34 protein-coding genes and 1 pseudogene are annotated in these 23,799 nt (G+C 44.6%); 25 read left to right on the top strand and 10 right to left on the bottom strand.

Annotated elements, in window-relative coordinates; all coding sequences use genetic code 11:
- Nucleotides 1–243 precede the first annotated feature (243 nt).
- The 3 genes from MiSe_RS21765 to MiSe_RS21755 all read right to left on the bottom strand — a co-directional run bounded on the left by MiSe_RS21765 (nucleotide 244) and on the right by MiSe_RS21755 (nucleotide 1,751).
- The gene (locus MiSe_RS21765; RefSeq protein ID WP_226584855.1) at nucleotides 244–699 is read right to left on the bottom strand and encodes an Hsp20/alpha crystallin family protein; all 456 of its coding nucleotides are present in this window, start codon (nucleotides 697–699) and stop codon (nucleotides 244–246) included.
- Between the two features lie 252 nt (nucleotides 700–951).
- Entirely contained in the window at nucleotides 952–1,245 is a 294-nt protein-coding gene (locus tag MiSe_RS21760; protein ID WP_226584853.1) for a hypothetical protein, read from the bottom strand.
- A gap of 65 nt (nucleotides 1,246–1,310) precedes the next feature.
- Entirely contained in the window at nucleotides 1,311–1,751 is a 441-nt protein-coding gene (locus MiSe_RS21755; RefSeq protein ID WP_226584851.1) for a DUF3122 domain-containing protein, read from the bottom strand.
- Between the two features lie 321 nt (nucleotides 1,752–2,072).
- Here MiSe_RS21755 and MiSe_RS21750 point away from each other — a divergent pair, with 321 nt between their 5' ends.
- Together MiSe_RS21750 and MiSe_RS21745 are read left to right on the top strand one after the other, a co-directional pair.
- The gene (locus MiSe_RS21750; protein ID WP_226584849.1) at nucleotides 2,073–4,862 is read left to right on the top strand and encodes a CHASE2 domain-containing protein; all 2,790 of its coding nucleotides are present in this window, start codon (nucleotides 2,073–2,075) and stop codon (nucleotides 4,860–4,862) included.
- On the top strand, nucleotides 4,846–6,756 hold the full coding sequence (locus MiSe_RS21745) for an adenylate/guanylate cyclase domain-containing protein (protein ID WP_226584847.1): 1,911 nt from the start codon (nucleotides 4,846–4,848) through the stop codon (nucleotides 6,754–6,756). Before MiSe_RS21750 ends, MiSe_RS21745 begins: the two co-directional genes overlap by 17 nt.
- 833 nt (nucleotides 6,757–7,589) lie before the next feature.
- On the opposite strand, the gene MiSe_RS21740 is transcribed toward MiSe_RS21745, so the two are convergent.
- A complete protein-coding gene (locus MiSe_RS21740) occupies nucleotides 7,590–8,282 on the bottom strand; it encodes a PEP-CTERM sorting domain-containing protein (protein ID WP_226584845.1) in 693 nt (230 codons plus the stop codon).
- Nucleotides 8,283–8,978: 696 nt separating this feature from the next.
- Here MiSe_RS21740 and MiSe_RS21735 point away from each other — a divergent pair.
- The 5 genes from MiSe_RS21735 (at nucleotide 8,979) to MiSe_RS21715 (ending at nucleotide 15,029) form a co-directional block, all read left to right on the top strand.
- Nucleotides 8,979–13,550 carry a WD40 domain-containing protein gene (locus MiSe_RS21735; RefSeq protein ID WP_226584843.1) on the top strand — a complete coding sequence of 1,524 codons (4,572 nt, stop codon included), beginning with the start codon at nucleotides 8,979–8,981 and terminating at the stop codon, nucleotides 13,548–13,550.
- A gap of 150 nt (nucleotides 13,551–13,700) precedes the next feature.
- The gene (locus tag MiSe_RS21730; protein ID WP_226584841.1) at nucleotides 13,701–13,961 is read left to right on the top strand and encodes a hypothetical protein; all 261 of its coding nucleotides are present in this window, start codon (nucleotides 13,701–13,703) and stop codon (nucleotides 13,959–13,961) included.
- A gap of 2 nt (nucleotides 13,962–13,963) precedes the next feature.
- Nucleotides 13,964–14,368 carry a type II toxin-antitoxin system VapC family toxin gene (locus MiSe_RS21725; RefSeq protein ID WP_226584839.1) on the top strand — a complete coding sequence of 135 codons (405 nt, stop codon included), beginning with the start codon at nucleotides 13,964–13,966 and terminating at the stop codon, nucleotides 14,366–14,368.
- Nucleotides 14,369–14,584: 216 nt separating this feature from the next.
- The gene (locus tag MiSe_RS21720; RefSeq protein WP_226584837.1) at nucleotides 14,585–14,812 is read left to right on the top strand and encodes a type II toxin-antitoxin system HicB family antitoxin; all 228 of its coding nucleotides are present in this window, start codon (nucleotides 14,585–14,587) and stop codon (nucleotides 14,810–14,812) included.
- A gap of 34 nt (nucleotides 14,813–14,846) precedes the next feature.
- Nucleotides 14,847–15,029, top strand: a complete 183-nt coding sequence (locus tag MiSe_RS21715) for a type II toxin-antitoxin system HicA family toxin (RefSeq protein WP_226584859.1) — start codon at nucleotides 14,847–14,849, stop codon at nucleotides 15,027–15,029.
- 65 nt (nucleotides 15,030–15,094) lie between these two features.
- Here the strand turns inward: MiSe_RS21715 and MiSe_RS21710 are convergent, their stop codons facing one another.
- From MiSe_RS21710 to MiSe_RS21705, 3 genes are read right to left on the bottom strand one after another with little or no spacing between them, the layout of a single operon-like run.
- Entirely contained in the window at nucleotides 15,095–15,304 is a 210-nt protein-coding gene (locus MiSe_RS21710; RefSeq protein ID WP_226584835.1) for a DUF6887 family protein, read from the bottom strand.
- On the bottom strand, nucleotides 15,301–15,420 hold the full coding sequence (locus MiSe_RS52815) for a DUF6888 family protein (RefSeq protein ID WP_373872834.1): 120 nt from the start codon (nucleotides 15,418–15,420) through the stop codon (nucleotides 15,301–15,303). The genes MiSe_RS21710 and MiSe_RS52815 overlap by 4 nt, the downstream gene beginning before the upstream one ends.
- The gene (locus tag MiSe_RS21705; protein ID WP_226584834.1) at nucleotides 15,413–15,685 is read right to left on the bottom strand and encodes a hypothetical protein; all 273 of its coding nucleotides are present in this window, start codon (nucleotides 15,683–15,685) and stop codon (nucleotides 15,413–15,415) included. Before MiSe_RS21705 ends, MiSe_RS52815 begins: the two co-directional genes overlap by 8 nt.
- 51 nt (nucleotides 15,686–15,736) lie before the next feature.
- Here MiSe_RS21705 and MiSe_RS21700 point away from each other — a divergent pair, with 51 nt between their 5' ends.
- The 16 genes and pseudogenes from MiSe_RS21700 to MiSe_RS21625 all read left to right on the top strand — a co-directional run bounded on the left by MiSe_RS21700 (nucleotide 15,737) and on the right by MiSe_RS21625 (nucleotide 20,911).
- Nucleotides 15,737–15,964, top strand: coding sequence for a type II toxin-antitoxin system HicB family antitoxin (locus MiSe_RS21700; protein ID WP_226584833.1), 228 nt, complete (start codon nucleotides 15,737–15,739; stop codon nucleotides 15,962–15,964).
- A complete protein-coding gene (locus MiSe_RS21695; RefSeq protein WP_226584832.1) occupies nucleotides 15,957–16,181 on the top strand; it encodes a type II toxin-antitoxin system HicA family toxin in 225 nt (74 codons plus the stop codon). Before MiSe_RS21700 ends, MiSe_RS21695 begins: the two co-directional genes overlap by 8 nt.
- A 119-nt stretch (nucleotides 16,182–16,300) precedes the next feature.
- On the top strand, nucleotides 16,301–16,519 hold the full coding sequence (locus MiSe_RS21690) for an AbrB/MazE/SpoVT family DNA-binding domain-containing protein (RefSeq protein ID WP_226584831.1): 219 nt from the start codon (nucleotides 16,301–16,303) through the stop codon (nucleotides 16,517–16,519).
- Entirely contained in the window at nucleotides 16,516–16,791 is a 276-nt protein-coding gene (locus tag MiSe_RS21685) for a type II toxin-antitoxin system VapC family toxin (protein WP_226584830.1), read from the top strand. Before MiSe_RS21690 ends, MiSe_RS21685 begins: the two co-directional genes overlap by 4 nt.
- 95 nt (nucleotides 16,792–16,886) lie before the next feature.
- Nucleotides 16,887–17,087, top strand: a pseudogene (locus MiSe_RS21680) (PIN domain-containing protein); the annotation flags it as partial.
- A 262-nt stretch (nucleotides 17,088–17,349) separates the two neighbouring features.
- The gene (locus MiSe_RS21675; RefSeq protein ID WP_226584828.1) at nucleotides 17,350–17,583 is read left to right on the top strand and encodes a hypothetical protein; all 234 of its coding nucleotides are present in this window, start codon (nucleotides 17,350–17,352) and stop codon (nucleotides 17,581–17,583) included.
- Nucleotides 17,584–17,690: 107 nt separating this feature from the next.
- Nucleotides 17,691–17,918, top strand: a complete 228-nt coding sequence (locus tag MiSe_RS21670) for a type II toxin-antitoxin system HicB family antitoxin (RefSeq protein WP_226584826.1) — start codon at nucleotides 17,691–17,693, stop codon at nucleotides 17,916–17,918.
- The gene (locus MiSe_RS21665; protein ID WP_226584825.1) at nucleotides 17,911–18,138 is read left to right on the top strand and encodes a type II toxin-antitoxin system HicA family toxin; all 228 of its coding nucleotides are present in this window, start codon (nucleotides 17,911–17,913) and stop codon (nucleotides 18,136–18,138) included. The genes MiSe_RS21670 and MiSe_RS21665 overlap by 8 nt, the downstream gene beginning before the upstream one ends.
- A gap of 242 nt (nucleotides 18,139–18,380) precedes the next feature.
- Nucleotides 18,381–18,566, top strand: a complete 186-nt coding sequence (locus tag MiSe_RS21660) for a hypothetical protein (RefSeq protein WP_226584824.1) — start codon at nucleotides 18,381–18,383, stop codon at nucleotides 18,564–18,566.
- Between the two features lie 12 nt (nucleotides 18,567–18,578).
- Nucleotides 18,579–18,857: a DUF433 domain-containing protein gene (locus tag MiSe_RS21655; RefSeq protein ID WP_226584821.1), complete on the top strand. Its 279-nt coding sequence runs from the start codon at nucleotides 18,579–18,581 to the stop codon at nucleotides 18,855–18,857.
- A gap of 39 nt (nucleotides 18,858–18,896) precedes the next feature.
- On the top strand, nucleotides 18,897–19,130 hold the full coding sequence (locus MiSe_RS21650; protein ID WP_226584819.1) for a hypothetical protein: 234 nt from the start codon (nucleotides 18,897–18,899) through the stop codon (nucleotides 19,128–19,130).
- Entirely contained in the window at nucleotides 19,130–19,477 is a 348-nt protein-coding gene (locus MiSe_RS21645) for a type II toxin-antitoxin system PemK/MazF family toxin (RefSeq protein WP_307731494.1), read from the top strand. Before MiSe_RS21650 ends, MiSe_RS21645 begins: the two co-directional genes overlap by 1 nt.
- 127 nt (nucleotides 19,478–19,604) lie before the next feature.
- On the top strand, nucleotides 19,605–19,844 hold the full coding sequence (locus tag MiSe_RS21640; protein ID WP_226584817.1) for a hypothetical protein: 240 nt from the start codon (nucleotides 19,605–19,607) through the stop codon (nucleotides 19,842–19,844).
- On the top strand, nucleotides 19,832–20,272 hold the full coding sequence (locus tag MiSe_RS21635; protein WP_226584815.1) for a type II toxin-antitoxin system VapC family toxin: 441 nt from the start codon (nucleotides 19,832–19,834) through the stop codon (nucleotides 20,270–20,272). Before MiSe_RS21640 ends, MiSe_RS21635 begins: the two co-directional genes overlap by 13 nt.
- Nucleotides 20,269–20,541, top strand: coding sequence for a hypothetical protein (locus tag MiSe_RS21630; protein ID WP_226584813.1), 273 nt, complete (start codon nucleotides 20,269–20,271; stop codon nucleotides 20,539–20,541). The genes MiSe_RS21635 and MiSe_RS21630 overlap by 4 nt, the downstream gene beginning before the upstream one ends.
- Nucleotides 20,542–20,545: 4 nt before the next feature.
- Complete coding sequence (locus MiSe_RS21625; protein WP_226584811.1) at nucleotides 20,546–20,911, top strand: hypothetical protein; 366 nt, start codon at nucleotides 20,546–20,548, stop codon at nucleotides 20,909–20,911.
- A gap of 104 nt (nucleotides 20,912–21,015) precedes the next feature.
- Here MiSe_RS21625 and MiSe_RS21620 read toward each other — a convergent pair whose 3' ends face one another.
- The 3 genes from MiSe_RS21620 to MiSe_RS21610 form a co-directional block, all read right to left on the bottom strand.
- Nucleotides 21,016–21,237 carry a type II toxin-antitoxin system HicB family antitoxin gene (locus tag MiSe_RS21620; RefSeq protein ID WP_226584810.1) on the bottom strand — a complete coding sequence of 74 codons (222 nt, stop codon included), beginning with the start codon at nucleotides 21,235–21,237 and terminating at the stop codon, nucleotides 21,016–21,018.
- A complete protein-coding gene (locus tag MiSe_RS21615; protein WP_226584809.1) occupies nucleotides 21,230–21,442 on the bottom strand; it encodes a type II toxin-antitoxin system HicA family toxin in 213 nt (70 codons plus the stop codon). The genes MiSe_RS21620 and MiSe_RS21615 overlap by 8 nt, the downstream gene beginning before the upstream one ends.
- A gap of 98 nt (nucleotides 21,443–21,540) precedes the next feature.
- Nucleotides 21,541–21,774 (bottom strand): hypothetical protein, encoded by a 234-nt coding sequence (locus tag MiSe_RS21610; protein ID WP_226584808.1) that lies wholly within the window; start codon nucleotides 21,772–21,774, stop codon nucleotides 21,541–21,543.
- A gap of 151 nt (nucleotides 21,775–21,925) precedes the next feature.
- Here MiSe_RS21610 and MiSe_RS21605 point away from each other — a divergent pair, with 151 nt between their 5' ends.
- Nucleotides 21,926–22,102 (top strand): hypothetical protein, encoded by a 177-nt coding sequence (locus MiSe_RS21605; RefSeq protein WP_226584807.1) that lies wholly within the window; start codon nucleotides 21,926–21,928, stop codon nucleotides 22,100–22,102.
- Between the two features lie 170 nt (nucleotides 22,103–22,272).
- Complete coding sequence (locus MiSe_RS21600) at nucleotides 22,273–23,724, top strand: RNA-guided endonuclease TnpB family protein (RefSeq protein ID WP_264196632.1); 1,452 nt, start codon at nucleotides 22,273–22,275, stop codon at nucleotides 23,722–23,724.
- Nucleotides 23,725–23,799 lie beyond the last annotated feature (75 nt).

The following is a 23,799-nucleotide window of genomic DNA, read 5'->3' as shown; positions in this document are numbered from 1 at the left end:
TGTGTTGCACCCAGTTGGTATGGCGTAGGGACACGGCATCAATAAATTTTGTCCCTCAGGGCAAAGTTGGTGGAATGCCGTGTCCCGACAATGTTGTGTTGCACCCAGTTGGTATGGCGTAGGGACATGGCATCAATAAATTTTGTCCCTCAGGGCAAAGTTGGTGGAATGCCGTGTCCCGACAATGTTGATTCCTGTGAAATAAAGTTTCATCCCCCACCAATGGCGGGAGATGAAAACAATTTAGTTAGCTGCTTCAGGGGCAGTTTCTCCTAAGTTAATCTTGACCACTTTGTTGCGAACTTCGACAACTTTGGGCAAGGTTAGGGTCAAAATACCATTGGTGAAATCAACTTTCACTTGGTCATTTTGAATCGGGTAAGGTAATTGCAGAACTCCTTGGAACTTGCCGTAGCGAAACTCTGAGTGCAGCTGTCTAGCGCCTTCTCTTTGTTCGGTGCGATATTCCCCAACGATGGCAACTGCTTTTTGGGTTACTTGAATCTCAACATCTTTACCTTCAATACCCGGCAGTTGAGCTTTCAGAATCAGGTTATCACCCGCATCGATTAATTCAATAGCTGGCTGCCAGGTAGAAGGAGTATTCTGAGCATTTAAAGCGAATTGATCGAACATTTTATCGAGTTGACGACGGACGTTTTCAATTTCAATGCCTGGATGCCAATAGCGAATCATCATAGTAACAATTGCCTCGATTTGAATCTCTGAATTTTTGGGTTAGCTGCGGTGTTACGCTGGAGTTGCTTACCTTTTTATAATGCCAATAACTCAATTCGACTGACAGTAAAGAGAACCCTACCGAGTTATTCGTATTCACCCTAATTTTTGGGTTAGGAAATAGGGGATTAGGAAGTATAAGGGAACAGATAAAAAAGCAATTGGGTAAACCCAACCTATCAAGTAGGGTTTACCTCAATACGGTTGGGTTTTCTATAGGAGTCCTGCGGCTTTCAATTCGGCTTCATTGGGGAGGGAAGCTCCGGGTGTTTTGCAGATTGCTTCTATTTTGGAGAAAAGCTGATCTTTTTCTTCAAAAGAACAGGATTCGAGCTTTTCGAGTAAGGTTTCTGGATCGCAGCCGTAATCTGGTTGGTTAGCGATACGGCTGACGCCACACTTCGTGACCGCATCCTCGATCTGGGTGATAAATGTAGAAGCGCAGCACTTGATACCACTTAAGGCTGCGATCGCAAAAGTAAGTTCTTCTTTAGTAAATTGCATCATTGACAACTGACTAACAACTCAAATGGCTAATAGCTAATGGCTAATGGCTAGTCTCAGGAAAAATGCTACATTACGACCCGATCGCAATTAGCAATTAACCAGCAATTAGCATACTCGCCAACATTAGCGGGTAAAGATAATTCATCGAATGCATCTTTAGCTTGCCAAACTTCCCCAGTTCCTGCCGTAATTTGTAAGTTTTTTGGGTGCGATAACTCGACCATTCCGGGAAAGCCAACCAAGCGCAGATGGATCGAATCCACCATCCCCGACTTAACGCGCTTATACACGACGACTTGCCAAGCTTTATGGGAAGCATCCCGAAAGCTTTGAACAGAGCGATACATGGTTTGAGTCGGCGATTCGGGATAACCGTGAATAGAAGCTAAAGTGGGAATCGGATTCCCTAGAATTAGAGCTAAAAAGCATGGTATTATAACCCAAAATCGCCAATTTTTGAAACTCTTTATGACCAAGATTTTATTCATAATGGGAAAATTTTCCATTTGCTTGTGGCTCCTAATCAGAGCGAGTCCGCTCTCGGAATTATATCGGTTGTAAAGATTTTTTGCCCCTAGAGCGCCAAAAATCTATTTTTATCCAAAATGAAAGAGTTTTTTTAATCAGCTGTGGCTCTAATAATCTGATTTTAATTAAAAAAATGTGTTAATATTATAGCATATTTGGCTAGATTTGCTTAATTTTTCATTGAACAAATACAAGAAGGCAGCGCCAGCTGCGAGATGGCTATTTAAGCTGCTGACGGCTAAATAATATTGAACCAGACCTCAAGGGGTCTGGTTTTAACCTAGAGATAAAAAGGGAAGATGAAAAGGCTGTTTAGGCAAATTTTGCAACGGCGAGGCATCGGGATTACAGTTATTGGGGTAACGGGAGCAGTGTTGGCACTGCAATGGTCTGGAGCGTTGCAGTTGCTTGAATGGGCGATTTTAGATCGATGGTTTCGCCTGCGTCCGTTAGAATCTGGAGAACCCCGCGTCGTCATCGTCACGATTGACGAATCAGATATTTCGCGCTTGGGACGCTGGCCTATGTCTGATGAGACTTTAGCAAAAGTGTTGGAAAAAGTGAAACAGCAGCAACCTCGAGCGATTGGGTTAGACTTGTATCGCAATCTGCCGGTAGAACCCGGACACTCCGAATTACTCAAAATCTTTGGTTCTACGCCTAATTTAATTGGGGTTAAAAAGGTGGTCGGCGATGCCAGCGGACCAGTGGTTGACCCGCCGCCGGTGCTGCGAGATCGCTCTCTGGTCGCCGCCAGCGACTTAGTAGTAGATGCGGATGGCAAAGTCCGCCGTCACCTATTATCGCTGCGCGAAAGCAGAGGTAAAACGATGTTGACCTTGGGAACCAAGCTGGCATTAACTTATTTACAAGAAGAAAATATTGGACTTCAAACTAATGGCAACACCAGAAGTCTCAAGCTAGGTCAAGCGAAGTTTTTGCCCCTGGAAAAAAACGCTGGCGGTTACGTGCGCGTGGATGTAGGCGGATATCAAATACTATCTAACTTTCAGAGATTGCAAACGGGATTTCCGAAAATTTCGCTCACTGACGTACTGGAGGATCGAATACCGGCGAATTTGATGCGGGGACGGATTGTGGCGATCGGATCGACAGCGGAAAGTTTGGGCGATCGCTTCTACACCCCCTACACAAACAATATTCCCACGGCTTGGTCTGGGGTAGAAATCCACGCCAACCTTGCCAGTCAGATCGTCAGTGCTGCCTTGGATGGCAGACAACTGCTCAGAGGCATTGGAGAACCCCTGGAATGGCTGTGGATAGGCTTTTGGTCGAGTTTGGGAGGTGCGTTGGGATGGAGCGTGCGCACCCCACGCTGGGCAATTATTACCATCCCCGCCGCCATCGGTAGTTTGTTTGGCAGCGCCTACCTATTATTTTTAGCTGGTTGGTGGATCGTCGCCGCCTCGCCCTTTTTAGCACTGATCGGCGCCGGACTGGCAAGTCGCGGCTACCTACTATGGAAACAGCTACAATTATCCCACCAAGAGTTAGAAAACTACGCCCAAACCTTAGAACAAAAAGTGCAACAGCGCACCCAAGAACTGCTAGAAAAAAATATCGCCCTGGAGAAAGCAAAACAAGCAGCCGAAGCAGCCAACCGCGCCAAAAGTGCTTTTCTAGCAAACATGAGCCACGAACTACGAACCCCCCTGAATGCCATTCTGGGATTTAGTCAATTATTGAGTCGAGAGCTAGAACTACAACCGCAGTACAGAGAGCAAATAGGCATCATCAACCGCAGCGGCAACCATTTGCTCAACTTAATCAACGATATTCTGGAAATCTCCAAAATTGAAGCAGGCAAAGCCGCAGTCAATCTCAGCCAAGTTGACCTGTACAACTTGCTGCAAACCTGGCAAGAAATGTTTCAACTCAGAGCCACATCAAAAGGATTGCAACTGATTTGCGATTTGGCTAGTGACTTGCCCCGATACGTAGAAACAGACGAGGGAAAACTAAGTCAAATTTTAATTAACTTACTGGGCAATGCCGTTAAGTTTACCGAAAAAGGTAGCGTAACGCTCCGCGCCAAAATCGGTAAGGGAAAAGAAAATCACAATTCCCAATTACCAATTCCTTTTCGTTTTACAAATTCCCAATTATTCTTTGAAGTTGAAGACACTGGACCCGGTATTGCCCCAAAGGAAATCGAAAAATTATTTGCCACATTTGTGCAAACCGAAGCCGGTGTGAAATCTCAGCAAGGCACTGGACTCGGATTGGCAATTAGTTATCAACTCGCGCAATTAATGGGGGGTGAAATGACCGTTAAAAGTACTGTAGGTCAGGGTAGCATCTTTCAATTAGTTCTTCCCGTCAGCATCAGAGAATTTGCCGAACAAGCCGATCCAATCGACGCATTAAAAGTAATCGGTTTGGCTCCGAATCAACCCAAGTATCGCATTCTTGTAGTTGAGGATGTGGCGGAAAATCGTTTATTTTTAGTACAGTTACTTTCATTGGTGGGCTTTGAGGTGCGCGCAGCCGAAAACGGTCAAGTAGCCATCGTCATGTGGGAAAGCTGGCATCCCGATTTAATTTTGATGGACATGCGGATGCCAGTGATGGATGGTTACGAAGCAACTCGGCAAATTAAAGCCACTGCCGCCGGACAAAAGACAGAGATTGTCGCTTTAACCGCGAGTGTGTTTGATAATAAACCGGCGATTTTGGCAGCTGGTTGCAATGACTGCGTGCAGAAACCTTTCCGGGAGTCAGAACTGTTCGCCAAGATAGCCGAACATCTTGGGGTACAATATGTCTACTCACAAAACCCATTGAGTCCAAAGCTTGCTCGCTCTGAGGAAAATGGGAATAAATCTGCTGGTATAGTAGAACAAACTGCAAGAGAAAATCTCGCAGCTTCTCTGTCAGCGATGCCCACCCAATGGAAAACCGAGCTATACGATGCAGCCTTGCTGCTCAACGAGGAAGGATGCATGGAACTGCTCGATCAAATTGCAAAAGACTACCCCGACTTGTACGAGATGATAAAAAATTTGTTAATTAACTTTCGGTTTGATCTTGTGATGAATTTAATTAAACCCGATGAAAATGGTGAGTAGCGAACGCGATTGCGTGCGGTCGGCATATCGCCCCCAACTACCAAAACTATCAACCTTAATTTTTGACGGCATTCTTTCTCCCACGCGGGAACTTGGATTAAATTTTGCTCAAATGGGATTAGATGTGGCGAATTTACACCCAGAAAATCGGCTTTTACTTTCTCCGGCGATCGCCTACTACCTGCAAAAATTACTCCTGCTCAATTTAGATAGATTAATTGTTATAAGCGCTGACGTCGCCGATAGGGTGAGCGATTTAGATGCAGTTTTAGAAAGTTTGTATTTAAGAAACCAGCAAATTAATGCCGCCACCCTTGAATTAGAACAGTTGGTGTTATCCCATCAAAATTTGAGTTATCAAGGAGCGAAGGCGATTTTACAGCGAAATAAAATAGAGCGGCAAATTTTTGAGCGATTAGGATTTAAGCTAAAAAATGATGGAAGAGTCAATATCTTAATTATTGACGATACCCCCGATAATCTGCGCTTGCTATCGGCAACGCTGATTCAGCAAGGGTACAAAGTTCGCAGCGCAATTAGCGGTAAAATCGCTATAGAAAGTATTAAATATTTTGTTCCTGATTTGATTTTACTCGATATTTTGATGCCAGAAATGGATGGCTATCAAGTCTGCACGCACCTGAAAGTAAATGCCGTAACTCGCGACATTCCAGTCATATTCATCAGTGCAGTCGATCGGGTTATAGACAAAGTTAAAGCTTTTGGTATTGGGGGTGCAGACTACATTACCAAACCGTTTCATGTAGAGGAAGTATTAGTACGAGTCGAGCAACAATTGCAACTGAGAAACTTGCAAAAAAGACTCGCAGAACAAAACATGCGCCTGCAACAAGCACTGGTTGAACGCAAGCAATTAGAAGAGCGATACCGCAGCATGTTTGAAAATTCGGTTGACGGCATTTTTCAAAGTACGCCGGACGGACGTTTTTTAAGAGTAAACCAAGCCTTGGCGAGAATTTATGGTTACGCTTCTCCGGAAGAAATGATAGCTGCGATCGTAGACATCAATCAACAAGTATACGTCCACCCCGGACGCCGATATGAATTCGCCGCCTTTGTCGAGCAATACGACACCGTATCGGATTTTGAATCCCAAATTTACCGCCAAGATGGCAGCATTATTTGGATATCCGAAGACGTGCGTGCAGTCAAAGACGGGAATGGCAATTTGCTATTCTACGAAGGTACTGTCAAAGATATTACCGCGCGCAAGCAAGCTGAAGAAGAACTGCGGCGCGAACGCCTGAAAGCAGAACGGTTGCTGCTCAACATTTTACCCCAACCCATAGCCGAACGGTTGAAACGGAATGAAACAGCGATCGCAGATCGCTTCGACGCGGTGACGGTTTTATTTGCCGATTTAGTTGATTTCACTTCACTTGCTGCCAAAATTACACCCACCCAACTGGTTAATTTACTGGACGAAATTTTCTCCGCCTTCGATCGCCTAGTCGAGCAATATAATTTAGAGAAAATCAAAACAATTGGGGATGCCTATATGGCAGTGGGAGGCTTACCCACCCCCCGCACCAATCATGCCGAAGCCGTCGCCGATATGGCATTAGCAATGCAGCAAGCTATTGTCAACTTTCAAAAAGATGTAAAAAAACCCTTTCAACTTCGCATCGGTATCAATACCGGCGATGTAGTAGCCGGTGTGATTGGTAAGAAAAAATTTAGCTACGATTTATGGGGCGATACAGTTAATATTGCCAGCCGCATGGAATCAGAAGGCATGGCAGGAAAAATTCAACTCACCGCCGCCACCTACGAACTATTGAAAGATAAATATATATTGCAGCCGCGAGGAAATGTTTTTATTAAAGGTCGCGGAGAAATGTTGACTTATTGGTTATTGGGTAAAAAAGAATAATACGCAAAGAAACTAAGGTGATGGCAACGCCCTGGCGTAAGTCCTATAAATTTCAGGAAAACCTAGACGAATGATTAAATCAGCAGTTAGCTTAGAGGCAGAGCCTCTCTGATCTCGTTCCCAGGCTCTTGCCTGGGAACGATAATCTAGAGGCTCTGCCTCCCTTAGAGACTGGTGCAAGATCTCAGTTTTTTCTTTTGATGCGTTACGGTGTGGGTTTTACAAACAATCAAAGCGTTTCACAGACATTTTCAGTCAGATCCAGGACTTACGCAAAGAAACTTTGGTGATCCGAAAAATCGTTGGTTTGGTTTCGAGAGATCGACTCTGAAACCGGGTTTCTGGCAACGCCCTTGCGTAAGTCCTGAGAGCAATGGGGGGTAGGGAACATCAGTAAGTTTTGTCGCCAGCTCAAAGGTTGTAGGATGTTCCCTACTACAATGTTGTGTTGCACCCAATTGAAACCCACTGTAATTGGTAATTGGATTAAAATGCTTTTGCCGTCTGCACAATTACCGATTACCCATTACCCATTACCTATTACCAGTCCAAAAGCGATCTAACTAACTCAAGTTGCTAGTTATCTCTCTGGGAGCGGCTAATGGCTAATGGCGAGATTGGTAAAAATCCTATATTAGCAAGCTGGCAATTAGCAATTAGCAATGCCCTTGTTTATAACTAGCAACTTACGTTATTTAACTCAAGTTGCTAGTTATCTCTCGATGAGCGGCTAATGGCTAATGGCTAATGGCGAGATTGGTAAAAATCCTATATTAGCAATTAGCAATTAGCCATTAGCAACGCCAAAGTTTATAACTAGCAACTTACGTTATTTAGCTTTCGACGGGTATTACAGCCTGTTTTGACTGTTGGCGCTTGCGGAAAGAAGCAGCACCCAAAGCACCAAAAGCCAACAAACCCATCACAGAAGCAGGTTCGGGAACGCCAACGACTTGGGCGCCACTCAGAGCAATTCTGTAAGTTCCGCTGCCGTAAATCTCTCCCCTCCAAGTTTCCAGCGGTCGAGAGCCACCAGGACCCGTTGGCGCGTTGAGTTCAGCGTAGGGCGGATCTGGGAAAATCTCTCTTAAACGGAAACCAAGACCGCGGCTTACTGGGTCATAGTCGTAGCTGGAAATCCCTAAGAAGTATAAGCCTGCTGAGAGTGTGGTTGAGATCGTAGAACGCCTTGTTCCAGAAGCATCGTCGTTTGCCAGCAAGCCAAAACCAGCCGAGTTAAACAGAAACAGTTGCGTATCGCCAAGCGTTCCAGGCTGATCAACCGTTGTAGCTGAAAACAAGCCTCCAGGGGAGTAAAACTGGAACAAGTCAGCTGCTCCACCCAAGCGACCAGAAATGCTGGTGATGGAGGTGCCGGGTGTACCTGTGAGAACGCGAGCAGTGCCAAGGGTTTGACCCGCATCAGGCGGTTCGCTGAAGGAAATGGCTTGAGCCTCTCCGATTGAACCAAAAGCTACCATTGCGGTTCCAGCAGCAGCAAGAGCGAACTTTTTGATCGCAAACATGGAATTTCTCTCTCCCAATTGGGCGAACGTTGACAGCAAAGATTTGTTGCAGAGTCCTTCTGCAAGAGGTCATGTTGTGCAGTAGACGGGATGCAAGGTGCATCGCCGTAGTTTAAAAGGTTTGATCGGGTGCGATCGCATACCATACAAGTCGCTAAGACTTGTGTTTCTAGGCAGCTCTGGGTTTCGTTGCGCTCGCGTCAAAATTCGTTTATGTAGTAAATTTACTTTTTTTCTCTCAGTATTGCAAGCCACTCGCTTGGATCTTGATTAAAACTCTACAGTACGCTTTGCCAATGTAAAGTTAGAGTAAACAAGCTGGTAAATCTGAGCCACCCACAGCCGTTATATTTTCTAGTTAATATGCATAAACTCTTATACAGCAAGGATTTAAGCCGTTTTTCCCAATCCGTATCGCCTCAGTTCGATCGACCTTTTTTCAGTGTAAACACGTGGCATTTATGTAAAATTACGGAACGGTTATCGCTCTGATTGTCATGGGAATTGAGAGCGAGATCGCCAGCCACATCACCATATCCAACCATAGTAATAGTACTGAAAGTTACTTGTTTACTTACGTAATGTCACTCAAGAAGCCGATTCATACCAAATCCGCCTCGACACACTGGGTCGCTGGTAACTGGTGTAAGCGAGAGGTTAGCGTAGAAATAGATTCCCGTTCGCTCCTGCAACTCCATGATTCCCATCAACCTCGAAGCGATAATTAGTGCTATTACCGGCGTCGCCAGTCCCACCGCCGTACTAAAAGAAAAACTTCAACGCAACGAAACCGTCATCAAATTATTAAAACAATTTAACCTCGACCCCGAACATCCGCCCTCAGATTTTAGCGCCGTTTACGTCTACGCCTTAGTAGAATACGGCGTTGGCAAACCCAAACCCCTTTTAGAACTATTCCGAAAAAACGAAATTCAAAAGGCATTTCGCGAAGCATTTGATGCGTATAATTTCGCCATTTTAGAAAAAGCTTGTACTGAATTTCTAGATACTTATGAATTAGGCGATGAAATTCGCAATTTAGGTATTGACATCCGACGAGAATTTATCGCCTTTGCTGCCGTTTATATCGAAGTCGCCAAACGTACCCGCACGCCGAAAGAAGTTTTAACCAATCAACAAATTGGTTCCTTACACAGAACTATAGCAACCCTCCAAGAACGCCTAGATAGACTCCCCACCCTAGAGGGAATTCGCACCGAAATGGCGCGCCTCGCAGGTCAAAATTATCCCGCACTTCCCGCTGCTGTAGAGACGTTGCAGGCAACGTCTCTACAGGAAAATAATTGTAAGGCTTTTGCTTTAGCTCAACAAATTAAAGGTTGGTTTGAAACTTTAGGATATCGGTTTGAAAAATATGAAAATTGGCAAGATAACTATTTTGAATATATTATCAACATTCCAGTCAGAAGGAATCGCTACGACCGCATTTTAGTACGCGGAATTGAAGGCGAAGTGGGACTCAAAGATATAGCAGCATTGCGCGATGTAGTGGAAAAACAAAGAACCGATGAAGGATGGTTAGTGACTGCCCGTCGCATCAGTCGGGCGGCGCGAGATGAAGTTGAAAAAGCAGAAAATCGTCACTTGGGATGCTATACATTTGACGAATTATTAGACCAAGATGCCGATTTTAGCGGTTATCTCAATTGGCTAGAAACTGAAATAAAATCCCGCCATATTGAAACTAAATACGTCCCTCTTGCCTGTACAAAAGAAGAACTCGATCCAGTAACGGGGCGAAAAATTGCCGTCAGTCGCTACGACGAAAGAGATGGCTGGATAGACGGTTATATCGACCTTTGGATTGATGATCCTGCCAAAGAACATATCTCAATTTTAGGCGAATTTGGCACAGGAAAAACCTGGTTTGCCTTCCACTATGCTTGGACAGCATTGCAACGCTATCGAGATGCCCAAAAACGCGGCATCGAACGTCCTCGCTTACCTTTAGTTATTCCCCTGCGCGATTATGCCAAAGCGGTGAGTGTGGAGTCTTTATTTTCCGAGTTTTTCTTTAGAAAGCACGAGATTCCTTTAGCCGGATATTCAGCTTTTGAACAACTCAACCGCATGGGGAAATTGCTGTTAATTTTCGATGGTTTTGACGAAATGGCAGCGAGGGTAGACCGCCAAGAGATGATTAATAACTTTTGGGAATTAGCCAAGATAGTAGTTCCCGGTGCAAAAGTTATCCTGACTTGTCGCACCGAACACTTCCCAGAAGCGAAAGAAGGGCGGGCTTTACTTAATGCGGAATTGCAGGCATCAACTAAAGCTTTAACGGGAGAAACGCCGCAATTTGAAGTATTGGAATTAGAGAAATTCAACGACGACCAAATTCGGCAAGTGTTATCGTTACAAACCGAACCCGCGACAGTAGAACAAGTGATGGGAAATCCGGCATTATTGGATTTAGCCCGTCGTCCGGTGATGACCGATTTAATTTTAGAAGCATTGCCCGATATTAAAGCCGGGAAACCTGTGGATATGTCGCGGGTTTATCTGTATGCAGTGCGACGGAAGATGGAGAGGGATATTAAAAGCGATCGCACGTTCACCTCGTTAGCAGATAAGCTATATTTCCTGTGCGAATTGTCCTGGGAAATGCTCTCTACCGACCAAATGAGCATCAATTATCGACTATTTCCCGACCGCATTCGTCGCCTCTTCGGTTCCGTTGTCCAGGAGGAAAAAGACTTAGACCACTGGCATTATGACATGATGGGTCAGACAATGCTGAGCCGCAATTCAGATGGGGATTATACTCCCGCGCATCGTTCGCTGTTAGAGTTTTTTGTCGCTTATAAGTTTGCGGCAGAATTGGGAGTGTTGGCGGATAATTTTATCGAATTGGCTCAAGCACAATCTTATTTAGATGCTAGTGCTGCACCTCAGAATTACACTTGGTCATCTTATTTTCGCCGTCAGATAGATGGGGCGGGTAATATTGTGCCTATTGCGCCTTTAAAGGCATTTACCAGCGAAGATTTAGCGCAGCTTCGCCATAGTTTTGGACAAGTAACGCTGGCAAAAGCAGTGATGGATTTGTTATTGCCGATGCTGAATACAACTCCCCCCTTGATAAGGGGGGCAGGGGGGGATCTTCACGATGCTGGAGAAGAGAGATCCCCCCAACCCCCCTTGCAAAGGGGGGCTAAGTCGCTACTCTTTGAAATTCTAGAAGCGACAAGGAGCAAAACAGAAAATGAGGTGGGTTATGTTGGAGGAAATGCAGCGACTTTGTTAGTGAAAGCTGATAAAGCAGCGTTGGAAGATAGAAATCTCTCCCGTGCTGTAATTTTAGGGGCTGATTTTTCTAATGCTAGTCTGCGCCGCGTCAATTTTATAGAAGCGAATCTGACTGATTCTGTTTTTACGGAAGTTTTAGGTACTGTTTTGTCGGTGGCATTCAGTCCAGACGGAACGGTCTTGGCTACAGGGGATGCTAACGGTGAAGTTCACTTGTGGAGAGTTGCAGATAGCGAACGACTTTTTATCTTTAGGGGACATATTAATTGGGTGCGTTCAGTTGCTTTTAGTCCTGATGGTCGGATGTTAGTTAGTGGGAGTGATGACCAAACAGTGATGTTATGGGATGTCCAAACTGGTCAACGTCTTCAAACTTTGCGGGGTCACACGAAGCTGATACAGTCGGTTGCTTTCAGTCCTGATGGTTACCTGCTAGCTAGTGGGAGTGATGACCAAACAGTGATGTTGTGGGATATACACACTGCTCAATGTCTTAAAACCTTACAGGGACATACTGCTGAGGTAGGGGCTGTCACCTTCAGTCCCGACAGTCAAACCCTAGTCAGTGGTAGTCATGATTTAACGGTGCGACTATGGAATGTCCAAGATGGTGAATGCCTCCGAATTTTGCAGGGTCACACCGAAAATGTGCGGTCAGTCAGCTTCAGCCCTGATGGTCACACGATAGCCAGTGGTGGCAAGGATCAAACAGTGCGACTCTGGGATGTACATACAGGGGAATGCCTTAAAGCTTTGCAAGGGCATACTAATACGGTACGGTCAGTCACCTTTAGTCCTGATGCTCAGATACTAGCCAGTGGTGGCAGGGATCAAACAGTGCGACTCTGGGATATACGTACTGGTACATGCCTGAAAAATTTGCAAGGACATACTAACTGGGTACGGTCAGTCACCTTTAGTCCCGATGGTCAAATGATAGCCAGTGGTGGAGATGACCAAACAGTGCGATTGTGGGACGTTCATACGGGTCAATGTGTCAAAACTTTGCAGGGTTACCATCATCTGGTAGTATCCGTTGCTTTTAGTCCTGATGGTCACATGTTAGCCAGTGGCAGTAATGACGCAATAGTGAGGCTATGGAGCGTAAGCACGGGTAAATGCTTCAAAACTTTACAAGGGCATACTAGCTGGGTAACATCCATTACTTTCAGTCCTGACGGACAAATCTTGGCTAGTGGGAGTAGTGGGAAGAGCGACCAGACAGTAAGACTTTGGGATGTCCATACTGGTGAGTACCTCAAAACTTTACAAGGATACAGCAGTTGGGTATTACCAGTTGCTTTCAGTTCTGATAGTCAAACCCTGGCTAGCGGTTATGACAAGACAGTAAAGTTGTGGAATGTCTCTACTGGTGAGTGCCTTCAAACTTTGCCAGGACATAGCAGTTGGGTAAGGTCTGTCACTTTCACTCCTGATGGACAAATACTAGCTAGTGGAAGCGAAGACGGGACAGTAAAACTTTGGGATGTCCATACTGGTCAGTGCCTCAAAACCTTGCATGAACACGTTAATAAAGTATGGTCAGTTGATTTCAATCCTGACAATCAAACTTTAGCCAGTGGGAACGATGACGGGACAGTAAAACTGTGGAATATTCATACTGGTCAGTGCCTTAAAACCTTGCAGGCGCATAGCCTTCGGGTAAGGTCAATTGCTTTTAGTCCGAATGGTCAAATCCTAGCTAGTAGCAGCGACGACAGGACAATAAAATTATGGAATGCCCATACTTGTCAGTACCTCAAAACCTTGGAGGGACACATTAATTGGGTTGTATCCATTACCTTTAATCCGGATGGACAAATTTTAGCTAGTGGGAGCGAAGATGGAACCATTAAGCTGTGGGATATTAAAACCGGAGAGTGCCTCAACACGCTCAGACCTGAAAGACCTTATGAAGGCATGAATATCGCGGGTGTGATGGGTTTAACCGAAGCTGAGAAAGCGACGCTCAAAGCTTTAGGGGCGGTGGAAGATTAGGTGATGGGGAGGAGTGCGATCGCCTTCAGGTGCAAGTTGTTAGCGCGATCGCCTTCAGGTGCAAGTTGCTGGCGCGATCGCATCCTCCACTAGCTAAAATATAATCAATCGTAGATCTTCTCTAATTCATGGTATTAAAAAGGAGAAAGTATGCAATCAGCAATACGGATTACAACCAAGATTCTTCCAGGAGATAAACTTGAAATTCAAGTGCCACCTGGCTCTGTAGGTGAAGAAGTTGAAGTCTTTGTCATTCTGCCAGAAAAACCTCAACCAAGCCACAGATTTGTCAAGAAACGGCTCAGCGAATTCTATGGTGCATTACCTGCAACTGAACCCTATCCAGGAAAGGAAGCAATTCGTCAGATTGTTGCAAATGTTCTGGCTCAACAAATACTCCCTACTGAATAATCATGACTGACTTATGGGTAGATGCTAATGTCCTCCTGCGATTTCTCACCGGAGAGCCTCCGGAGCTAGCCCAACGCGCTCTGAGGCTGATGCAACAAGCTGAAAGAGGAGAAGTTATCCTCAGACTTTCACCCATCGTAGTGGCAGAGGTAGTTTGGGTATTAGGTTCATTTTACCGCTATCCTCGCAACCAAATTGCTGAAGTTTTGTTACCGTTGGTGATAGCGGAAGGAGTCTTTTTAGAAGAGTCTGAACAAGTGGTAGCAGCTATCGATCGCATGGCAACTGCAAATGTAGATTTTATTGATGCCTACCTTGCAGAAGTTGCCCGTAGAGAAGGAGGATCGGTAGTTTCTTTTGACCGAGATTTCAGACGTTTAGACATTCCTTGGGTGGAGCCAGAGTAGGATATCAAAAACAGGCGTTAAGGGTTTAACAGATGCCCAGAAAGCGATGCTCAAAGCATTAGGTGCGGTGGAAGAATGGGTGATGGGGAGGAGTGCGATCTCTCGCTGCTACAAGTCGCAAGTTGCTGGCGCGTGAAGCGAAGCTATCGCGTCAGCGAATCGCATCCTCCACAAGGCTAAAATGTAATCAATCGTAAATATTCTCTAATTCATGATATGAGCAATATTCGACAATTTACAGCAATCATCGAACGGGAAAATGATGGATACGTCGCACTTTGCCCAGAACTGGATATTGCCAGTCAGGGAGACACCGTTGAACAAGCACGAGCGAATTTAATCGAGGCTTTAGAGTTATTCTTTGAAGTTGCCGATCCTTCAGAAATTGAAAGACGTTTGAATAATGAAGTATTTATTACTCGACTAGATGTGTCTGTTGGGTAAACTACGAGTTCTGTCAGCACGATAAGTTTGCTCCATTTTAGAGCAACAGGGCTTTGTTGAAGCTAGGCAACGCGGTAGCCACATTATCATGCAGCAGCGAACGGAGGAAACAACGAGATCTGTTGTGGTTCCTAATTATGCAGAAATACGCACCGGAACTTTAATGTCAATTATCCGGCAGTCTGGGCTACCCCGTTCTCTGTTTGAAGTTATCTAGTTGCTGGCGCGTTCCGCTGGCGCGATCGCGGAGCGCGATCGCATCCTCCACTAGCTAAAATGCAATCATTTTTTTCCTGGTTCTTTACCTATTGCTTGGAGAAATTCAGGATAATTATCAAGGTCATCAATTGACTTGAGAGGTGGCATTTTTATCCAGTTTTCTTCTGCCTTAGATCTGTCCATGTACGCATAAAAAGCCTCATTATCATCTCGATGCTCAAGCATATATGCTCGTAGCTCTTTAAGACTCATTGCTGCAAAATTAGGTTTCATGCTTTGTATGTCCATTTACCATCTGGCTCAATTGCTATCTGGGTTTCGTCCCCAGCTATGATGACTACCTCACTTGTACGTTCATCTAAACGTACAAGATAAATAGGTCTATACATCATCGTTAGCCGTTGACACAAAATAAAACACTGTAATAGTTGTGCTACTGTCGGAATGATTGCAACTCCTAAAGATTCTGCTTTTTTTATTGTATAACTTCCGATTCAGCATGAAGAGTAGGGACGCGGGTTTAACGGAACCCCAGAAAGCCAAGCTCAAAGCATGAGATGCCGTGGAAGAGTAGGTGATGGGGAGGAGTGCGATCGCCTTCCAGTCGCAAGTTGTTGGCGCGTGAAGCGAAGCTATCGCGTCAGCGAATCGCATCCTACACAAGGCTAAAATGTAATCAATCCTAGATATTCTCTAATTAATAGTATGAGCAATATTCGTCAATTCACAGCAATCATCGAACGCGAAAATGATGGATACGTCGCACTTTGCCCAGAACTGGATATTGCCAGTCAGGGAGACACGGTTGAACAAGCACGAGCGAATTTAATCGAAGCTTTAGAGCTATTCTTTGAAGTTGCCGATCCTTCAGAAATTGAAAGACGTTTAAACAATGAAGTGTTTATTACTCGATTAGAGGTGTCTGTTGGGTAAACTACGAGTTCTGTCAGCACGAGAAGTTTGCTCCATTTTAGAGCAACACGGCTTTGTTGAAGCTAGGCAACGCGGTAGCCACATTATCATGCAGCAGCGAACGGAGGAAACAACGAGATCTGTTGTGGTTCCTAATTATGCAGAAATACGCACCGGAACTTTAATGTCAATTATCCGGCAGTCTGGGCTACCCCGTTCTCTGTTTGAAGTTATCTAGTTGCTGGCGCGATCGCACTCGCGCGTGAAGCGAAGCTATCGCGTCAGCGAATCGCATCCTCCACCAGGCTAAAATGTTGGTGACTAGGAAGATTAAAAATTAAAAAGGGGAAGATGGAAATGGTTGTGAATCGAGAATTTATTAAACAGGAATTAGATAGCCTGAATGACGAACAATTGAAGCAAGTGGCGGATTTTATTGCATCGGTAAAGCATCGTTATCAAAATTTAGATGCTAACCCCTGGCGACTCTTATTCGACAGCTTGCAACTATTTTCTGACGACTTTATGGCATCTAGAGAACAACCCGCTTTAGAAGTTAGGGAGTCTTTAGAATGAGATTCTTGCTGGATACAAACATCTGCATCTACATCATCAAACAAAAGCCGCCCCTGGTATTGGAGAAATTTCGTACCCTTGAACCATCAGAGGTTGGTATCTCCTCAATTACTGTAGCAGAACTCGAATATGGCGTTTACAAAAGTCAGCGACAAGAACAAAATCGAGCTGCTCTTAGTCAGTTTCTGTCGGGAGCATGTCAGGTTTGTAAATTTACGCCGACACCCGCGCATGGTGCGGCTATACAAACGAAGCCCGCCAGAGCGGGCTAAAGCTTTTAAAGCCTGCCAAAGCAGGCTTTGTTTGTGTAGCGACACCATGCGCGGGTGTCGGCTACTACAAAGTTGACATGCTCCCGTTTTTGTCTCCTTTAACGATTGTCCCTTTCGATCAAACTGCAACTCAAACTTACGGACAAATTCGCGCCGAACTGGAGCGTCAGGGCATCGTCATTGGCTCAATGGATATGCTGATTGCAGCACAGGCGATCTCTCTTGGATTAACCTTGGTAACTAATAATGTGAGAGAATTATCGCGCATTCCAGGTTTGGTGTTAGAAAACTGGTGAGAAAATGATACAACAAAAGGGGGATGAATATCGCGGGTGTGACGGGTTTAACGGATGCTGAGAAAGCGACGCTCAAAGCTTTAGGGGCGGTGGAAGATTAGGTGATGGGGAGGAGTGCGTTCGCGCAGCTAGCCCTTGGCATATCGCTTTCAGGTGCAAGTTGCTGGCGCGTGAAGCGAAGCTATCCTTGGGCGCGAATCGCATCCCCCTACACAAGGCTAAAATGTAATCAATCATAGAAGTCAATATATCGGATGAATTAATGGCTCAAGTAAAGGTTTTTTACGAACCTGAAATGGAACTGCTCACAGTCTTTTGGCAAGCTCCCAGAAAAGAGCAAATCTGCACTGAATTGGCAGATGGAATTATTCTGATTAAAGACGCTACCAGTGGTGAACCAATTGGTTTAGAGCTACTTTCCTATCGTCCTGGCGATAATCGCTTTGATACGGTGAGCGTGGAAGTTGGACAGTTGCCAAATCCGTTGAAAGCATGAGGTGATGAAAACAGCGCGATCGCATCTAATAGTCGCAAGTAATGGCGCGATCGCATCCTCCACAAGGCTAAAATGTAATCAATCGTAGATATTCTCTAATTCATGATATGAGCAATATTCGACAATTCACGGCAATCATCGAACGGGAAAATGATGGATACGTCGCACTTTGCCCGGAACTGGATATCGCCAGTCAGGGAGACACCGTTGAACAAGCACGCTCCAATTTAATTGAAGCTTTAGAGCTATTCTTTGAAGTTGCCGATCCGTCAGAAATTGAAAGACGTTTAAAGAATGAAGTGTTTATTACTCGATTAGAGGTGTCTGTTGGGTAAACTACGAGTTCTCTCAGCACGAGAAGTTTGCTCTATTTTAGAGCAACACGACTTTGTTCAAGTTAGGCAAAGCCGTAGCCACATTATTATGCAACAGCAAACAGAAAACACAACGGTTACTGTTGTAGTTCCAAATTATGCAGAAATACGCAGCGGAACTTTAATGTCAATTATCCGGCAGTCTGGGCTACCCCGTTCTCTATTTGAAACGATCTCGTGAGACATATAGAGAGGAAAAGATGGGGTGATGGGATTGAGAGTGCGATCGCGCAGCGTGCGGTCGGCATATCGCGCAACGTGCGGTCGGCATATCGCATCTTCTAGTCGCAAGTTGCTGGCGCGTGAAGCGGAAGCTTGCGACTAGAAGATGCGCTTAGCTATCGCTCCAAGAATCGCATCCTCCACAAGGCTAAAATGTAATCAATCGTAGATATTCTCTAATTCACAAATCAAATAGCACCAATGACCCTCACAGAATTAAAAGCCCGATTGCTTTCCTTGACGCCAGCAGAGAAAGCTGAAATCATCCAGCTATTATATCATGTCCGGTCGATTACCCATAATCAGAAGCCGGGACACGGCACGATCAACGCCATCTGTTTGTCCGAGATATCTATGATGCCGTGTCCCTACGCAACGACTCTGTGAGGTTTTTTTATTATGGGCAATTCAACGGACATCATATTATCCCAAAATCTTGCGAACGCTTGGCAAGAAATTAACAAAACTCCCGGTGTCATGGGAGGAGACGCCTGTATTAGAGAAACTCGTATTCCCGTTTGGTTACTGGTAAGTTATCGTCGTTCAGGTATGAATGAAGCCAAAATCTTAGATAACTATCCAACTTTATCTGCTGCTGACTTAGCAAATGCCTGGACTTATGCTGAAACTTACCCCGAGGAAATTGAAGCAGCAATTCAAAAGCATGAGGAAGCATAATCAATGGCACGTCTTTATGGGTTAATTAGGAGTTAAAAAATGAATGAATTAAAAACAACTGAAGCCGTAAATATCCAACTGGTTGATTCTCTAGTGCAAATTATTCGTTCGCTTTCCGCCGCAGAGCAAGCTTTACTCCAAGTCAAATTATTTGGCAATCTCCCCTATCCTTCCACTCCCGAACTCATGCACCTGGCTGAGAGTGGTGGAGCTTTTGACTTTCTCCACGATGAACCCGATCTTTACACGCTTGAAGATGGAGAACCTGTCTAATTACTCTGAGTAAAGGTGATATTGTTCTGGAGCAATTCCCATTCACCGATCTGAGTCAAACAAAACTACGTCCTGCTGTTGTCCTCTGGTCATCACCAACGATTAATGAAGTTACTATCTGTTTTATTTCATCTCAAAATGTTAGCAATTTGACAAGCGATGAATTTGCTATCAATGATACTGATACCGAGTTTCAAGGCACGGGATTGCGAGTCTCATCTAAAGTGCGTGTGACTCGAATTACCACCTTGAATCGCCAGTTAATTGTTAGACGCTTGGGTATGTTAGGAACTCAACAGGTGCAACTGTTGAATGCAATTATGATTCAAGTATTTCAACTAACCTAAATAGATGGGATTCTGGGAGCGATAGCTACCCTTCGGGAACGCGAAGCTTCCGCTTCACGCGCAGTGTGAGGTCGGCATATCGCTTCTGGGCTAAACTAAAAGTAAAATCTGGAAAATAGGAGGAATCATGCAAGCAGCTTTACGAATTACCACCAAAGTTCTGCCGGGTGACAAAGTTGAAATTCAACTACCACCTGGTTCAGTCGGCGAAGAGGTGGAAGTTTTTGTGATTATACCTGAAAAAAAACAGTCTAAAAAAAGAAATGTTCTAGAAATATTGGAAGAAATTCACAAGCACGGCCCGTTTAGAACTGTTGAAGAAATCGAGCGGGACTTGCGACGGGAAAGAGATTCATGGGACAGCTAAACATTCCATCCTCTGCTGTAATCTATGTAGACACGGCAATTGTTATCTATAGCGTCGAGTTCAATCCCGATTACTGGCAATTGCTTCAACCTCTGTGGGCGAAACTTCAGGCTAATGAGATTAGTATTGTCAGTAGCGAACTAACATTAATGGAATGCCTAGTTGTACCATTGAGGAATGGAAACAATCTTTTGGTCGATACTTACGAACAACTGCTTTCATCACAAGTTAGCTTAGTTCCTATCAGCCAAACAATCCTGAAAAATGCTGCTCAGCTAAGGGCTACGACTAACTTAAGAACACCCGATGCTATTCATGGTGCTACGGCTTTAAGTCAAGGCTGTACGCTGTTTATAACCAATGACACTGGATTTCGTAATGTTCCCAATCTGTCCGTTGTCATCCTCAGTGAAGTATTAGCATCATGACAGATGAGAAACCAGGCGAAGATTTTGAGGATTGGTCTAGAGAACGTAAATTAAGTTCAAATTCTTCTACAACTCGTCAACTTTACGAGAATCGCTATCTCACCGTTCAGGAGTATATAGGTAAATTTCCCAGGGGGAGTATCAATGCAGTGCTTCCTGAAGAAGCCAAAGTGATGTCGGTCGAAGAAGCTGTAAAAATGGGAAAAGTAGGAAGCGTAAACATTCGCAAGCTACTAACAGATAATCGCGATAAGTTCCAAAAAAGGTGAAATTATGACTTACAGCATCAACCAAAAGGATGAACTAACAGAAAAAATTAGGCAAACGATCGCCAAAAAAATACCAGAAGCAAACGAAAGCGATCGCGCCGAAGTATCTTTATGCACTTTGTCATTCCAAAGTAGCATTTATCCACAAAGACATGTCTGGATTGATACAGATGATGGCATAAAAATCGATCTAGAAGACTGGCAGGATGAGAGTGAATGGGATAATGCTGTTGCTAGAATTACAGTTGAATCGATAGAAGAGTTAGTAGACCTTGTGAGAACTTGGCTTGGTGGTGAAAACTTAGAGCAGTACTCAAACGTTAACAAAGAATATAAAATCGTTAAAAAGATAGCTGCTATCTCTACTTAAGTCAGAATGCGATCCCGTAGCGGAAGAGAGGTATATCGCATTAAATAGTAGCAAGTTGCTGGCGCGTGAAGCGAAGCTATCGCGTCAGCGAATCGCATCTCCAATCACGCGACGTGAGACACTGTTGTTGGTTCTGGAAGCGGATCTCCCGCAGCTTCGTAGGCAATAATCAGCGACTCTAATGCTTCAATTCCATTTTTGACTGCCAATTCGTAGGTATCTCCATGAGTCCGCCAACATTGTCCCGGAAAATCAGGGAACCCTACCAAGAAGCAATCATCTTCTTCAGACCATTGAATCATCATTGGATACTTAATTTTATTCATTTTCTTCGTTCCTTTCTACTTCTTCAATAGCTTTTTGAACTTCCTTTTCTTGATATGGTTTCGCGTCTGCTCCATCTTTTCCAGAAATCGTTAGCTTGCCAGCATAAAGTGGATGTACCCAGTTACTATGACTCCCTTTACCTGGAAGTTCGCTAAAACCTACTCGGCGCAGCATTTGTTTCAGCTCGCGGATTTTTTTGGGCATGACAAAGAAGCGCAGATTTCCTGCTTTTCCTAGTTTACAAATTTCAAGCTAGTGAGCGATCGCACTCCCTCCCACCAAAATGCGATCGCTCCCCATCATCACTCAACCCAATAACGAGTTAAAATCCGAATCACCTCACCCCTGACAGGCGAAGGTAAAGGCGGACTCCATTCCTCAACCTCTGCAAAGCGCACTACATACAGTTGACGCACGACGCTTTCTACGCCCTTGGGAACGCCGCAAGCAAGCAAGCGGATCGGGTATTTGCCTGGAGGGACATCGGGAATGCTTTCCCGCAGCAGTTCCGGGACTGACTTTGGTGTTATTATCATAAAACTTACCTCTGAATAGGTATCCTTTGCCCCTACCTTGTCTTGATTGGCGTCATCGCGGTGGGGGTTTGGTTTTGCAATGAACTTATGGTAACATGGAAATATGGAAACGCAAACACGTGCAGCCATGTCTTTATGTAAAAATTTGGACATGACTAAAGAAACTACTATGCACGTCGTTATTCCCACAGACTTGAAAAAAGAGTTCAAGTCCACTTGCGTACTCGAAGGGGTAAATATGAGTCAGGTTGTATGCGAACTGATCCAAGACTGGCTCTCGCAGCGTAAAGCAAAAACAGACGAATCAAATAAATCCAGTAAGAGTTGACCATCTCACTTTGCCTTCACTGCCAGTGGCTGATCGTGTAAAATTACCAAAAACATACAAGCGTGCCACCAAAAAACCTCAGACGTAGCACCAAGTAGCGAATTATCTACTTATCTCGCTTAATCCTGAGCATTTCGCTCTCGCCCACTCGCGCTATTAAAGCAACAACGATGTACAGCCTGAAGTTGGAGTTAAAACTTAACAACTTTGAGAGGTCATTCCTAGCCGGTTGCGCTGGTTTTAGCCGCTTAGTTTACAACTTTGGCCTATCATTGCTTACCTCTTCCTGGGGATTCGAGGGCGTTAAAGCTAGTGACTCAAAGCGCTTAACTGAAATCGAAAAGGTTTTTACAAACCACGTCAAAACCTTGCCCCAATACGCTTGGATGAAGCAATATTCATCAGCTATCTATTCATCAGCATTAAGAAACTTAGCCAAAGGTGTTGATCGATGGCGCAAAGGTACTTCTGGCTTTCCTAAATTCAAGTCAAAAAAACGAGGTGACAGTTTTACCGTCTTAAAAAAGGCAGGAGTGTATCCCGCCAAGGGTGAACCGATGGTTCCATTTACGAACCGTCAGGTACTTTGCCCAGGCAAGAAGATAAATATCCCTAGTCTAGGACAATTCAGGCTAAAACAACCAATCCCATTTTTATGTTCAAGCCAAACATTTACTCTAACGAGGGTAGCCGACAGATGGTTTGTTTCATTCGCACTAGATGTTGACAAACTTCCACCAGTTATACATCCGGTTCAATCAGTTGGCATTGACTTGGGGGTTAAATGCTTTGCTACCTTGTCAGATGGTTCCAAGATCGTTGCGCCGCCATCTCTGAAAAAAGTGAAAACCAAGCTAAGTAAAGATATGTGGCGCAACCGGAACAAGCAGGCAGGCAATCGCACTCAAGGGATAAAATCATCAAACAATGCCTTGAAATACTACCAAAGACTAGCCAAGAAGCACGCTCGGATTGCTAATATCAGACGAGACTTTTTGCAAAAGGTCACAACTGATATAAGCCTTAAATATTACAGCATTCGGATAGAGGATCTGAATATTCAAGGCATGATAGCTAACCAGAAACTGGCTGAAGCTATTTCAAGCTTGGGATTCTATGATTTCCGCAGAATGCTGGTGTACAAGGCGTCATTTTTTGGCACTAAAGTAGAACTGGTTGATAGATGGTTTCCCTCGTCCAAAACATGCTCTTACTGCGGCAACGTTCAGCCGATGCCCTTGAAAGAGCGCGTTTATAGATGCAACAAGTGTGGCGTTTCTATCGAGCGCGATTTAAATGCGGCTCAAAACCTAGAAAATGCCCCAAAAGATAGAGTACGTGCGGCAAGCGCGGAATTTACGCCTGTGGACTGTTGGAGCCGACTCCCAAGGTTGAAGCAGGAAGCAAACGTCAAATTAAGCGCAATGCTCGATTTGAGTAAGTTTTGTCTTGCACGGGTAACCAGTTACGTTCTTCCGGAAATAGCCAAAGCATTAGAAGAATGGGCCCTTAAAGAAGAACGGTCTGTGTCTTGGTTGGCGGGTAAGCTGATTGAGAAAGGTGTTCAAGAGTATCAAAGCCAACAACAGCAAAAGGAATCTACTCAGAAGGAGAGCAAATGATTAAATTGGTTGTAGGGAACGGCAAAAAACCTTCTCGTTACCAGCAAAGCTTATTGGTGCCGTGCCCCTACAATA

Origin of the sequence: Microseira wollei NIES-4236, from assembly GCF_020521235.1 — a bacterium.
Lineage (GTDB): Bacteria > Cyanobacteriota > Cyanobacteriia > Cyanobacteriales > Aerosakkonemataceae > Microseira > Microseira wollei.
The sequence above is the reverse complement of the archived record's forward strand: the minus strand, read 5'-3'. Positions and strand labels throughout refer to the sequence as shown.

Bases quoted from the DNA above. Each gene is read 5' to 3' on its own strand.
- MiSe_RS21765 (WP_226584855.1), bottom strand. From the start codon at position 699: ATGATGATTCGCTATTGGCATCCAGGCATTGAAATTGAAAACGTCCGT.
- MiSe_RS21760 (WP_226584853.1), bottom strand. From the start codon at position 1,245: ATGATGCAATTTACTAAAGAAGAACTTACTTTTGCGATCGCAGCCTTA.
- MiSe_RS21755 (WP_226584851.1), bottom strand. From the start codon at position 1,751: ATGGAAAATTTTCCCATTATGAATAAAATCTTGGTCATAAAGAGTTTC.
- MiSe_RS21750 (WP_226584849.1), top strand. From the start codon at position 2,073: ATGAAAAGGCTGTTTAGGCAAATTTTGCAACGGCGAGGCATCGGGATT.
- MiSe_RS21745 (WP_226584847.1), top strand. From the start codon at position 4,846: ATGAAAATGGTGAGTAGCGAACGCGATTGCGTGCGGTCGGCATATCGC.
- MiSe_RS21740 (WP_226584845.1), bottom strand. From the start codon at position 8,282: ATGTTTGCGATCAAAAAGTTCGCTCTTGCTGCTGCTGGAACCGCAATG.
- MiSe_RS21735 (WP_226584843.1), top strand. From the start codon at position 8,979: ATGATTCCCATCAACCTCGAAGCGATAATTAGTGCTATTACCGGCGTC.
- MiSe_RS21730 (WP_226584841.1), top strand. From the start codon at position 13,701: ATGCAATCAGCAATACGGATTACAACCAAGATTCTTCCAGGAGATAAA.
- MiSe_RS21725 (WP_226584839.1), top strand. From the start codon at position 13,964: ATGACTGACTTATGGGTAGATGCTAATGTCCTCCTGCGATTTCTCACC.
- MiSe_RS21720 (WP_226584837.1), top strand. From the start codon at position 14,585: ATGAGCAATATTCGACAATTTACAGCAATCATCGAACGGGAAAATGAT.
- MiSe_RS21710 (WP_226584835.1), bottom strand. From the start codon at position 15,304: ATGAAACCTAATTTTGCAGCAATGAGTCTTAAAGAGCTACGAGCATAT.
- MiSe_RS52815 (WP_373872834.1), bottom strand. From the start codon at position 15,420: ATGTATAGACCTATTTATCTTGTACGTTTAGATGAACGTACAAGTGAG.
- MiSe_RS21705 (WP_226584834.1), bottom strand. From the start codon at position 15,685: ATGCGATTCGCTGACGCGATAGCTTCGCTTCACGCGCCAACAACTTGC.
- MiSe_RS21700 (WP_226584833.1), top strand. From the start codon at position 15,737: ATGAGCAATATTCGTCAATTCACAGCAATCATCGAACGCGAAAATGAT.
- MiSe_RS21690 (WP_226584831.1), top strand. From the start codon at position 16,301: ATGGTTGTGAATCGAGAATTTATTAAACAGGAATTAGATAGCCTGAAT.
- MiSe_RS21685 (WP_226584830.1), top strand. From the start codon at position 16,516: ATGAGATTCTTGCTGGATACAAACATCTGCATCTACATCATCAAACAA.
- MiSe_RS21675 (WP_226584828.1), top strand. From the start codon at position 17,350: ATGGCTCAAGTAAAGGTTTTTTACGAACCTGAAATGGAACTGCTCACA.
- MiSe_RS21670 (WP_226584826.1), top strand. From the start codon at position 17,691: ATGAGCAATATTCGACAATTCACGGCAATCATCGAACGGGAAAATGAT.
- MiSe_RS21660 (WP_226584824.1), top strand. From the start codon at position 18,381: ATGACCCTCACAGAATTAAAAGCCCGATTGCTTTCCTTGACGCCAGCA.
- MiSe_RS21655 (WP_226584821.1), top strand. From the start codon at position 18,579: ATGGGCAATTCAACGGACATCATATTATCCCAAAATCTTGCGAACGCT.
- MiSe_RS21650 (WP_226584819.1), top strand. From the start codon at position 18,897: ATGAATGAATTAAAAACAACTGAAGCCGTAAATATCCAACTGGTTGAT.
- MiSe_RS21640 (WP_226584817.1), top strand. From the start codon at position 19,605: ATGCAAGCAGCTTTACGAATTACCACCAAAGTTCTGCCGGGTGACAAA.
- MiSe_RS21635 (WP_226584815.1), top strand. From the start codon at position 19,832: ATGGGACAGCTAAACATTCCATCCTCTGCTGTAATCTATGTAGACACG.
- MiSe_RS21630 (WP_226584813.1), top strand. From the start codon at position 20,269: ATGACAGATGAGAAACCAGGCGAAGATTTTGAGGATTGGTCTAGAGAA.
- MiSe_RS21625 (WP_226584811.1), top strand. From the start codon at position 20,546: ATGACTTACAGCATCAACCAAAAGGATGAACTAACAGAAAAAATTAGG.
- MiSe_RS21620 (WP_226584810.1), bottom strand. From the start codon at position 21,237: ATGAATAAAATTAAGTATCCAATGATGATTCAATGGTCTGAAGAAGAT.
- MiSe_RS21615 (WP_226584809.1), bottom strand. From the start codon at position 21,442: ATGCCCAAAAAAATCCGCGAGCTGAAACAAATGCTGCGCCGAGTAGGT.
- MiSe_RS21610 (WP_226584808.1), bottom strand. From the start codon at position 21,774: ATGATAATAACACCAAAGTCAGTCCCGGAACTGCTGCGGGAAAGCATT.
- MiSe_RS21605 (WP_226584807.1), top strand. From the start codon at position 21,926: ATGACTAAAGAAACTACTATGCACGTCGTTATTCCCACAGACTTGAAA.
- MiSe_RS21600 (WP_264196632.1), top strand. From the start codon at position 22,273: ATGTACAGCCTGAAGTTGGAGTTAAAACTTAACAACTTTGAGAGGTCA.